Origin of the sequence: Sphaerobacter sp. (assembly GCF_019683595.1) — a bacterium.
Taxonomy (GTDB): Bacteria; Chloroflexota; Chloroflexia; order Thermomicrobiales; family Thermomicrobiaceae; genus Sphaerobacter.
In genome coordinates this window covers 1-8365 of record NZ_JADGHZ010000147.1, presented here as the reverse complement: position 1 = coordinate 8365, position 8365 = coordinate 1, and the positions used below count along the sequence as shown (strand labels likewise).

At 71.2% G+C, this 8365-nt stretch carries 7 protein-coding genes; 6 read left to right on the top strand and 1 reads right to left on the bottom strand.

Translation table 11 applies throughout. The annotated features are described in order from the left end of the window. Positions 1-402 precede the first annotated feature (402 nt). Genes IRZ30_RS13375 through IRZ30_RS13360 form a run of 4 tightly spaced genes read left to right on the top strand, consistent with a single transcriptional unit; the run spans position 403 to position 5345 of the window. Positions 403-1656, top strand: coding sequence for a hypothetical protein (locus IRZ30_RS13375; RefSeq protein ID WP_294085916.1), 1254 nt, complete (start codon positions 403-405; stop codon positions 1654-1656). A gap of 3 nt (positions 1657-1659) precedes the next feature. Next, positions 1660-3303: an ABC transporter substrate-binding protein gene (locus tag IRZ30_RS13370; RefSeq protein ID WP_294085915.1), complete on the top strand. Its 1644-nt coding sequence runs from the start codon at positions 1660-1662 to the stop codon at positions 3301-3303. A gap of 10 nt (positions 3304-3313) precedes the next feature. Then, positions 3314-4315, top strand: coding sequence for an ABC transporter permease (locus IRZ30_RS13365; RefSeq protein ID WP_294085912.1), 1002 nt, complete (start codon positions 3314-3316; stop codon positions 4313-4315). Beyond that, positions 4308-5345: an ABC transporter permease gene (locus IRZ30_RS13360; RefSeq protein ID WP_294085910.1), complete on the top strand. Its 1038-nt coding sequence runs from the start codon at positions 4308-4310 to the stop codon at positions 5343-5345. The genes IRZ30_RS13365 and IRZ30_RS13360 overlap by 8 nt, the downstream gene beginning before the upstream one ends. Here IRZ30_RS13360 and IRZ30_RS13355 read toward each other — a convergent pair. After that, positions 5335-5943, bottom strand: coding sequence for a class I SAM-dependent methyltransferase (locus tag IRZ30_RS13355; RefSeq protein ID WP_294085908.1), 609 nt, complete (start codon positions 5941-5943; stop codon positions 5335-5337). The two genes, IRZ30_RS13360 and IRZ30_RS13355, sit on opposite strands and share 11 nt — an antisense overlap. A gap of 170 nt (positions 5944-6113) precedes the next feature. Between IRZ30_RS13355 and IRZ30_RS13350 the strand changes: the two genes are divergently transcribed. Both IRZ30_RS13350 and upp read left to right on the top strand, forming a co-directional pair. After that, positions 6114-7178 carry a DUF362 domain-containing protein gene (locus IRZ30_RS13350; protein WP_294085906.1) on the top strand — a complete coding sequence of 355 codons (1065 nt, stop codon included), beginning with the start codon at positions 6114-6116 and terminating at the stop codon, positions 7176-7178. 10 nt (positions 7179-7188) lie between these two features. Then, positions 7189-7890: a uracil phosphoribosyltransferase gene (gene upp / locus IRZ30_RS13345; RefSeq protein WP_294085902.1), complete on the top strand. Its 702-nt coding sequence runs from the start codon at positions 7189-7191 to the stop codon at positions 7888-7890. Positions 7891-8365 lie beyond the last annotated feature (475 nt).

Sequence of the window (8365 nt, the reverse complement as noted above, 5' to 3'; positions counted from 1 at the left end):
TATAACACACTTGCACCCCCCCGCCCCGCCCGGCCCGGGGGGCCCCGCCGCCGGGCACCGACCGGGTGGCGGGAAGCCAACGCCGAGATGTGAGCCCTAGACTCCAGCCGGCTTCAGCCGGCTTTCGTTGTGAGCCCGGCGGCTTCAGCCCCGGGCACCGACCACGGCGCGGGGATCCTCGTGCCACCCGTCCCGTCCGTTAGACGCGGTACGGGTATCTTCGCACCACCCGCCTCGGCACGCACCCACCACCTGAGCCTCGCCATGCTCGTCACACTCCGGACGCCCCTACCAGAGTGCCCGCTCCTGGCAGCCCTTGCCCGTGGCAACCATTGTGCGGCGGGCGCACGAGTATCGGGTACGGGCCAACTGAATAGTCGAACCGCCACAGAGGAGTGTGTCATGGTCCGGCAGGCGATCATCTCCGGCGGCGTCGCCTACCACTACGGTTTGATCCAGCCCGGCCAGCCCTTCGCCGGCTTCGAGGTGCTCGACGTCGGGGATCTCGCCGGCGTGGACCTCAACCGGTACGACCTCGTGGTCGTGCCGCGCTCCACCGACGGCGAGGCACTTCGCGCGCGCCGCTACCAGTTCGCGCGCTTCCTGGACCAGGGTGGCGTGCTGCTGGCCTTCGGCGAGCTGTGGGCGGACTGGTTCCCGGGCTGCCGGTGGGAGGAGGAGTGCGTCGAGGACACATGGGAGCCGGTGATGACTGCTCCGGAACATCCCATCGTCGCGGGGTTCAGTGCCACCGAGCTGCATTGGCACCCCGCGCGGGAGCGCTGGTGCTGCCACGGTCACCTGGTCGCGCCACCCGGTGCGGAAGTGCTGGTGCGGAACGCTCGGGGCGACGCCTGGCTCTACGTCGATCGCGTCAGCACCAACGGGGTGATCGTCGCCGCCAGCAACCTCGACCCGGACACCCACACCTTCCACGGGAGCGCGGTCGCCCGCCGGTTCCTGGACAACCTGCTCGACTGGGCCCGCGCCGAAGCCGCTGCCAGCCGCAGCCGCCGGGGGAACCGCCCGCACAAGATCGCCGGGCTCTACTCCGGCGTTCACTTTCAGCGCGCTTTCTACGACGATCCGGAGTTCGCCCCGGCCTTCGCCGTCCTCCCTGTTTGGGAGCTGGAGGCGGCGAACTTGGACGACTACGCCGCGCTCTGGGTTCCGCGCGAGAGCAACCAGACGCTGCTGACGCGCCACCGCGAGAAGATCGCCGCCTACCTCCAGACCGGCGGAACCCTGGTCTGCTTCGACGAGGTGAACCAGCCGTGGCTGCCGGTCGGCACCTGGCGGCTGGAGCGGCCCAACCTCGATACGCTGATACTGGCAGACCACCCGCTGGTGGCCGGTCTCACGGTCGACGATGTCCGGTGGCACTCGCACGGCAGCTACGCACGGCATCCGAACGCCCAGGTGCTGGTGGAGGACAGCGACGGCGCCGTCCTGCTCTTCCTGGACGAGCGCACGTTCCCCGGCGCGGTGCTCGCGGGGACGATGGACCCGGACTGCCACGCCGGATTCGGGACGGAGACGACGCGCCCCCTGCTGCGGGCGATCCTGGGTTGGCTGGAGCGACGGGAGCAACCGGCGCCGGCAGAGGAGGCGACGGCGGCGCTACGACGCCGCCGTCGGGACGGGGACGGGAGGTAAGTGGTGGTCCGGGTGACACGGCGCAGGCTCCTGCACCGGGGCGCCCTCCTCACGGGTGGTGCCGCGGCCTCGGCCATGCTCGCCCGGTGCGGCGGGAGCCAGGCCCAGGAAGGTGGCGCACCGCCGGCAGCCACCTCGACAACCGGCGCGCCGATCTCGGTTACCACGCCCACCGCACCCGCCGGATCCCCGGCACAGGCCACGGATGCCGTGCGCTTCGCCTGGTGGACCGACGTCGGCTATCCGACCCCCTTCCAGGTGTCCACGACCGGGCCGGGGGGTGCCGTCCTTCTGACGCTCATCTACGACACGCTCACCTGGAAGAACGAAGAGGCCATCATCCCGTGGCTCGCCGAACGCTGGGAGGCCGCCCCCGACGGGATGGCGTACACCTTCTGGCTCGTGACCGGCGCCACCTGGCACGACGGACAGCCACTAACGGCCTCCGACGCCGTCTTCTCCTTCCAGTACTACCGCGATCACCCGTATCGCTGGATGGCGACCCCGATGGTCGCCTCCGCGGAGGACGGACCGGACGACGGCTCCGTCCACATCACCCTCACGCAGCCCTACGCGGCCTTCCTGGAGGAGATCGCCGGGATTGTCCCCATCGTGCCGCGCCATGTCTGGGAGCCGGTGGCGGACCCGACCACCTACGAGGGGGCGGACCGCGCCATCGGAAGCGGTCCCTTCACCCTGGCCGCCTACGACTCGGCGGCCGGTGCCTATCGCCTGGAGGCCAACGAGGGGTACTGGCGCGGCCGCCCACGCATCCGCGAGTGGCAGCAGTTCACCGTTCCGGCCGAGGCCCGGATACAGGTCGTGCAGCAAGGGAACGCCGACCTCTCACTCAGCGCCGACGCCTCGGTCGAAACGCTCATTGCTGACGACTCGCCCCTCCGTGTCTTCGCGACGGCGCCCCTCTCGCTGGTCCGTCTCGTCTGCAACACGGAGCGAGCGCCGCTGAACCGGCGGGAGGTGCGCCAGGCCATCGCCTACGCGCTCGACCGTGCCCGCATCGCTGAGACGGTCACCCGCGGGCCGGCTATCGTCGGCAGTGCCGGGGTCGTGCCGCCGGAGACCCCGTGGTTCAACCCGTCGCTGCCGCAGTACCCCTACGACCCGGAGCGCGCCCGCGCGCTGCTCGGCGGCCAGCAGTACACCATCGAGTTGATCGCCGACACCGGCGCGCGCGAGCCCGACCTCATGACCCCGATGCTCGCTGCCGTGGGCATCACCCTTGACGTCAAGCGGGTCGACGCCCCGACGCGCACCCACCTGCTGTCGGAGGGCGCGTTCCAGCTTGCGCTTACCAGCCATATCGGCGTCGGCGGTGATCCCGATTACCTGCGCCGCTGGTACGCGGGCGAGGAGGCCAACACCTTCGCCCAGGGCTCGATCTTCCGCCACGACGAGTACGCGCGCCTCGGTGAGGAGGCGGCGGCCACGCTCGACCCCGAGCGGCGACGTCAGATCGTCTTCCGCATGCAGGAGATCCTGGCCGAGGAGCTGCCGACCATCGTGCTCTATCACCGGCGCTTCTACTGGGTCTACGACCCGCGCGTCTTCACGCCGATGGAGACCTGGGGTGGGCTGATGAACGGCATCCCCTTCCCGAACAACAAGCTCACGCTGATCGAGGGTTGAGGGGGCCGCCGTGCGTCGCGATCCGGCTCGCCTGCTGGCCCGCTACCTGCTCCTGGCCGCCGCGGTGGTGCTGCTCAACTTCCTCATCCCCCGGCTCTTGCCCGGCGACCCGCTCGACCCGGGCGGCGCCGAGGGGATGACCGCCGCGACACCCCTCCCGGCCGAGGCACGGGCGCGGATCGCGGACTACTACGGCCTCAACGAGCCGCTCGGGCGGCAGTTGACCGACTACCTCGGCGACCTCGCCCGTGGGGACCTCGGCTGGTCCATCGCGCAGCCCGCGCCCGTCGCGCGGCTCATCCTCGAGCGTCTGCCCTGGACCCTGGCGCTGATGCTCACAGCGCTCGCGCTCTCAACGCTGCTGGGCACGGCGCTCGGCCTGCTGGCCGGCTGGCGTGCTGGGCGGCCGCTTGACCGCGCGCTCGTATCACTCAGTGGAGCACTGAGCGCGATCCCGGAGTTCCTGATCGGCATCGGGCTCCTGGCAGTCTTCAGCGTCGGGCTCGGCTGGTTCCCGCTCATGGGTGGGCGGACCGTCTTCGCGGCGTACGGCGACGGACCCGGAGCCACCGTGCACCGGCTGTCCGACGCGGCATGGCACCTGGCCCTTCCCGCCACGGCGCTCGCGCTCGCCGGAATCGCCGGGTTCCTGCTGCTGGCCCGTGATACGACGGCCGGGCTGCGCGGGGAGTCGTGGCTGACCGTCGCCCGCGCCAAGGGACTGCCCGTGCGGCAGGTCGTGCTGCGGCACGCCCTGCCGAACCTGGCACTGCCGCTGCTGACTTTCTTCAGCCTGCGCCTCGGCGCCGTCCTGGGCGGGGCACTCGTCGTCGAGCGGGTCTTCGGCATCCCCGGCCTTGGCCTGCTGGCGTTCCAGGCAGTCCGCGCTCGGGACTACCCAGTACTGCAAGCCGAGTTCCTGCTCGCCAGCCTCGGGGTGCTCCTGGCGAACCTCCTCGCCGAGCTGGCCTACCTCCGGCTCGACCCCCGCCGAGGGGCAGGCCATGGCTGAACGAACCGGTCGCCGCCAGTGGGCATCATCGCTGCATGCCGATCCAGCTCCTCGGGATTGGAGCCACCCGGCGCAGCACACCGCCGTGGGGCGGCGGCTCGGCACCCGTCCGCGGCTCTTCTGGCTCGGAGGCGGATTGCTGGCCGTTGCCTGCGTCATGGCGCTCTTTGGACCGTGGCTCGCCCCCTACGACCCGGCATTGTCGGTCGGCCCGCCGCTCCAGCCTCCGGGGTCGGGCCACCCTCTCGGCACCAACGACATCGGCCAGGACGTGCTGAGCCAGCTCATCGCGGGGGCGCGCACCTCGCTCATCGTGGCCCTCGGCGTGGCCGCGATCTCGGCCGCGCTCAGTTGGCTGGTCGGACTGGCCGCCGGGCTCTCGCGGCGACTGGAGGCGCCCCTTATCGGGCTCGCCGACCTGCTGCTTGCGCTTCCGAGCATCCCCCTCTACCTGCTGATCGTCACCCTGATCGGACCAAGCCAGACCAACCTGATCCTGACCCTCGGCCTGCTCTCCTGGCCGGCATTCGCCCGCGTGGTCCGGAGCGTCGTCATCCGCGTCCGGGCCGAACCGTACGTCGAGGCAGCCCGCGCCCTCGGGGGCAGCAACCTTCACCTCGCCCGGCTGCATCTCCTCCCGGCGACCCTCGACATCCTGCCGACGAAGGTAATCCTCACGGTACGATTCGCCATCTTCGCCGAGGCGACACTCGCGTTCCTGGGGCTGGCGCAGAGCGGCACGGTCAGTTGGGGGTCGATGCTGAGCTGGGCCTTCAGCGACCCGCTGCTCTTCGCGCGGCCGGTCTGGCCCTGGCTCGTGCTGCCACCCGCCCTGGCCATTGCCGTCGTGATCCTCGCCACGACCTGGGTCACCACCGGCCTCCAGCACGCCCCGGCCACGCATCCGCCGAGCACGCATGCCGAAACGGCAGACCGCCCCCTGGCGCGCGCCGCTCCGCTCCCGGCCGAAGGCAACCCACCGGGAGAACCGGCGGCAGAACGGTCCCGCGAGAGACGGCCTACCGCTTGACGGTGAACTCGATGCCGCGCTCGAAGGGGAGCGTCACGGTGACCACATCGTCGCGGCTGCGGACCAGCTCCTGAAATGCGGTGCAGTCGTGGGAGACGACGTTGTCAGTCAGCACCAGCCCGCCGGGCCGCACGTGCTCGATAATCGCCAGGAAGAGGCGCCCGTAGTCGTCCTTCTCGGCGTCGATGAACACAAGGTCGAGCGGCCCATCGACATCGGCGGCCAGCGCCGCCGCGTCCCCGGCACGGACCTCGGCCACCTCCGCCAGCCCGGCCTCGGCGAGATTGCGGTTCGCCGCCTCGACGCGCTGCGGCAGGATCTCGCTGCCGACCACCCAACCGCCCTGCTCCCGTGCCGCCAGCGCGAGCCAGATGGTCGAGTAGCCGTTCGAGGAGCCCATCTCAAAGATGCGTCTGGCGCCGGTCGCCCGCGCGGTGGCGTAGAGGAACGATCCGGTCGGGGCCGTGATGTTGCGGGTGCGCTGCGACTGCGGCAGCCCGGCGTCCCGCTGCGCCTGATCCGCCGCCCGCAGCCGGTCCAGCACGGCTTGCGCCCGCGCATCGGCCACCGCATGCTCGGGGTATTTCGTCGTCCCCATGCAGCACGATCCTTCCCAGCACTGCTGATTCCCGGCGCGAAAGCAGGCCCGATTCTCCCGGCACGTCTCGCGCGGTGTCAAGCCGGGACTGGCCCGGACCCATTTGCAGGCCCCCGGGCGCGAGTATACTGGCGGCCGCGAGCCGTCCGGATCCTGGGAGTACAGGGACGATGCGCATCCTCCGTAGCCGTCGCGCCGCCGGCCTGACCATGGCGCTCGGAGCCACCGGGGCCACGATCCTGGCTGCGCGCCGGATCATCCCGGCGGCCGAGATGCTGCTGTCCGACGCCGGACCGTCGGTGCCGCTGCCGGCCCCCAAGGCGAATGCCTATGTCGACGAGAGCGGCCGCAGCCTGGTCGCCGTCACCACAGCCCGCGACCCGGCGGAGGGCGTGCGGCGCGCCATCGCGGTGTTGGGTGGGCTGGAGCGGCTGACCATCGCCGGCCAACGGGTGCTCATCAAGCCGAGCGCGGCGTCCGGCATCCCCGCGCCCGCGTCAACCAGCCCCGGCGCGCTGGAGGCCGTCATCCAGCTCGTGCAGGACCACGGCGCGCGTGAGGTACTCGTAGGCGAGATGGCCGGTCCACCCTGGCACGATACGACGGTTCGGACCTTCCGCAGCGGCCTGCTCGACGTGATTGAGAACAACGGGGCACACTTCGTCGACTTCCGCTACGACCGGTGGGTGACGGTGCCGCTGGGCGACCGCGCGCGGATCATGAAGAGGGTCACGATCCCCCGATCGGTGTACGAGGCGGACGTGATCATCGGCCTGCCGGTACTGCCGCCCCACCGACGGGAATGGGTCGCGCCCGGTCTGGCGCTCTGGCCAGGGGTCGTCCACCCGCGAACCCAGGTGGCAGCCCGCGCCGCGCGGGACCGGAGCCGGGCCGTGGCGGAGATCAACCTCGCCTTCCAGCCCGATCTCCTCGTGCTGGACGCGAGTTCGGTGTGGGGAGAGGCGGCGCCTGGCGGCCTCGTGCTGGCGAGCGGTGACCGGATCGCGCTGGATGTCTGCGCAATGGCGGTGCTGGCCGCGCTCGATCACCGGCCCATCCAGCGCGGAGCCGGCTCCTGGGAGGAGGTGTACATCCAGGCCGCGGTTGCAGTCGGCCTGGGGACGCCGCAGCCGGGACGGGTGAAGCTCGTACCTGACCCGGATCGGGCAGGTGACCCATTGCTTGCACGGTGGTTGGATGATATTCAACGTCGGACCGGCGTCACCGCCGGTTGAGAGGAGGACCATGGACGGAACGCATGCACCGGCACCAATGCGGGGGCGCAGCCAGCCGGATCGCGCGGCGGTTGCCCAGCACCCCCGCCTGACGGTCGTCGAGCACCCGCTGCTGGCCACCCAGGTCACGCTGCTGCGCGACGTGCGCACGCCCGCGCCCGAATTCACGCGCGCGATCGAGGAGGTGACACGGTTCCTCCTTTGGGCCGCCCTCGCGGACACGGCCACGGCCCCGATGCCCGTACCGGGGCACAGCGGTGAGCCCGTCCCCGGTCAGCGCCTCGCGGAGCGCATCGCGGCGCTCGCCATCCTCCGAGCCGGGTTGGGCATGCTGGAACCGGTTCGGACCCTGCTCCCGTCCGCGCCGCTGTACCAGATCGGCGTCCGTCGCGACGAAACCACGCTCCAACCGACCGTGTACTACACCAACCTGCCCGAATCCTACGCCGAGATCGACCACCTGCTGCTGCTCGACCCGATGCTGGCCACCGGCGGGTCGCTCCGCGCCGCCCTCCAGATCGTCCGCCAGGGCTATCACGGCCGGGTTTCGGCGCTGGGCATCATCGGCGCCCCGCTCGGGGTCCAGACCATGCTCGACGCCGACCCCGACGTGCGCATCTACCTCGCGGCGCTCGACGACCATCTCAACGATCGCGGCTTCATCATCCCCGGCCTCGGCGACGCCGGCGACCGCATCTTTGGGACGTTGTAGGGGAGCCACGTCTCGCCCATCCTGCGCGCTGGCGAGGGGTCTCCGCTCGTGGCGCGTGCCCGGTGGTAACCGACGGGCTCAAAACGGAAGCCGGCTCAAGACGGCTAACGATGGTGATGCGACCGGGTGGTCGGAGGATCCCGCCGCTCGGCGCGTGCCCGGGGGTAAACCCCCGGGCTGACAATGAAAGCCGGCTGAAGCCGGCTGGGGAACACCGTTCGCGCCGCGGCGATAGGGTGACCACCATCTGCCGCGTGCCCGGGGCCAAAGCCGCCGGGCACATGCCGAGCGGCGCGCGTCTAGCGCCAAGGTGTGAGTCCTGTCCCCCCAGCCCGCTTATGGAGTTTGACGAATTATTCTCGTCTTCCCGCCACCCGTTCCGGCACGGCTGTCATCCTGAGCGGAGCCGGGGGGCGGGGGGGGCGCCGGCGCGGGGCGCCGCCGGTGGCGGGGGGCGGGGGGCGCCCCGCGGGGG